Origin of the sequence: Neptuniibacter sp. (assembly GCF_024231755.1) — a bacterium.
In the GTDB taxonomy this organism is placed as follows: Bacteria; Pseudomonadota; Gammaproteobacteria; order Pseudomonadales; family Balneatricaceae; genus Neptuniibacter.
The window spans coordinates 1-1,948 of the sequence record NZ_JAAEQH010000361.1; the positions used below are offsets into that span (position 1 = coordinate 1).

Below are 1,948 nucleotides of genomic sequence, written 5' to 3' on the forward strand. Positions count from 1 at the left end.
GGGTGTAGAACAAGGTGCTCAAGGCGCACAGACAAAACAAATTGATCAACAAACAGTACAACGTGCAGTAATTAACGATGCACCTAATCAGTTAGCAGGTGCTTACATGCCTGACACATTATTACAAAATATTGGTTTACCTTCTAATAATGCCTTGATGGAACAGATTCAAAATGATCAAGGTCCAACTATCCAAATGGATGAACGGGCCATGGCTAGAATTATGGGGCTTTGATCATGTTTAACAGAGTTAGAGAAGTTGGCCGGAATATTAAACAGGGTTTTAAGACCGGTGTGGAAACACAAGACGAATTAGCCGATATAAAATTTGGCAAGAAAACAGCTGGCAAGCAAGTAAAGAAACGCTATAGCCATAGTGTGATCCCTGGACTAGCAGGTGGTTACTATGATGCCCTGTCGCAGAAGGGTGTCACAGCACGAACACCAGCTCAGATGGCAGGCGCTCTCGGTGCTCGTCTTCTCACTGATGTAGCTGATGATGCAACACGTCATAACTACTGGCGTTACAACCATCCACAGGCAATTGCTGATGTATTTGCTGAGCAAGTCATGGGGGACAATATTTATAATTACAATTCAGCACAACGTGCTGCAATTGAACTGGCAGGTGTGGGTATTCCTGTAGCCGCAACTTTAGGCGTAGCTGATTATACAAATTTAGGTGAATTTGGACGTGCAAAAGGTTTTCAGCAAAATTATTCAGCACCAGGCTCAGAAGACAGAAGAGAGACTAGTAATCCTGCAGGTGAAGTAATTGATCGCTTTGCATTGGGTAGGCGAGGAAAACCTTTAAAGTTTGCCACTGCACAAGAAGACATACCTGATCTGACAAAAGAACGGTATGCAAATTATATGAATATGTTGTATAGCGATAAAACATCTGGTATTGCACCAGGCGCTGCTATTGCAGGAGCAGGTACAGCAGCAGCTTTACTAGCAGGTAAGAATAAATTAAAAACAGTTATCGGTGGAAGTGTAGCAGCAGCAGGAGCAGGTGCTTTACTTGGAAGTACAGGCGCATTGAAATATACATCAGAAAATTTAGAAGGTAAACCAGAAGCTCTTGTTGCAGGTTTTCCTGTCGGCTTTGAAGCAGCGGGTGCTTTATTAGGAGGAGCAACAGCTATTCGAGGAGGCTTACTTCGTGATGTAGGCGAAGAAAGAGTACCAGGAGGCATGGGACCATACCAACAAAAAGTAGGGAATGTAAATGACATGTCTGAAGATATCCCTGGCCCAATGCCTAAAGATAAAACAGTTTATCGTGAAGGACAAACAAAGGTTAAACGTAATGCAGGTTCCGCTGGAAGAACAGGTGAACGTGTTGACAAGTATCGTCCACGTGCTCGTACTGTTGCTGCATTAGGTGCAGCGGGTGCTTTAGGTGGAGCTTTAGCTGGTAAGTTTGTTAATACAATGATTGCTTCTGCAGGACAATCTGATTTACCAACTACACAAGAGTATGGTGTTACTCGTCCTATGGTTTAGTTGATATAGAATTTGTTTAACAGACAACAAATTAAAAACTAGGTAAAATATGGAGTACTACTACAACCCAAATAGCCCTGGTTATAATGCAGCAGCTGATCCAACGGTAGGATCTTTTAAGCAAAATGTTCGGAACATGGCTTCCAACCTGGGCAATAAAGCAACAGCAGCTAGTCAAAGGGCAGGAGCTTTATTTCCAAGAGGGCAGTTGATGGGAGGTGCTTTAGCTCTTCCAACAATTGGTTTAGTCGCAACAGATCTTACTCAGGGTAGGACTTTAGATGCAGCAGGCACTGCTGTCGGTGGCGCTGCAACACTAGCCGCAACTGAAGCAATAGGCCGTAGAGTTGGAGGTAAATATGGAGCAGCGATCCGTGGAATTGGTGCTCTTGCAGCACCTGCAGTTGGTAATTTATTAGGTAATACACTTGAAGGCAAA

At 43.6% G+C, this 1,948-nt stretch carries 3 protein-coding genes; all 3 read left to right on the forward strand.

Annotated elements, in window-relative coordinates; translation table 11 throughout:
- Positions 1-235 (forward strand): hypothetical protein (locus GY843_RS20065; RefSeq protein WP_297312351.1); only part of this gene is annotated, 235 nt, incomplete at its 5' end.
- Between the two features lie 2 nt (positions 236-237).
- The gene (locus tag GY843_RS20070; protein WP_297312353.1) at positions 238-1,509 is read left to right on the forward strand and encodes a hypothetical protein; all 1,272 of its coding nucleotides are present in this window, start codon (positions 238-240) and stop codon (positions 1,507-1,509) included.
- A gap of 49 nt (positions 1,510-1,558) precedes the next feature.
- The coding region (locus GY843_RS20075; RefSeq protein ID WP_297312356.1) for a hypothetical protein at positions 1,559-1,948 on the forward strand (390 nt) is incomplete at its 3' end.

Coding starts and splice junctions, on each gene's coding strand:
- GY843_RS20070 (WP_297312353.1), top strand. CDS start 238: ATGTTTAACAGAGTTAGAGAAGTTGGCCGGAATATTAAACAGGGTTTT.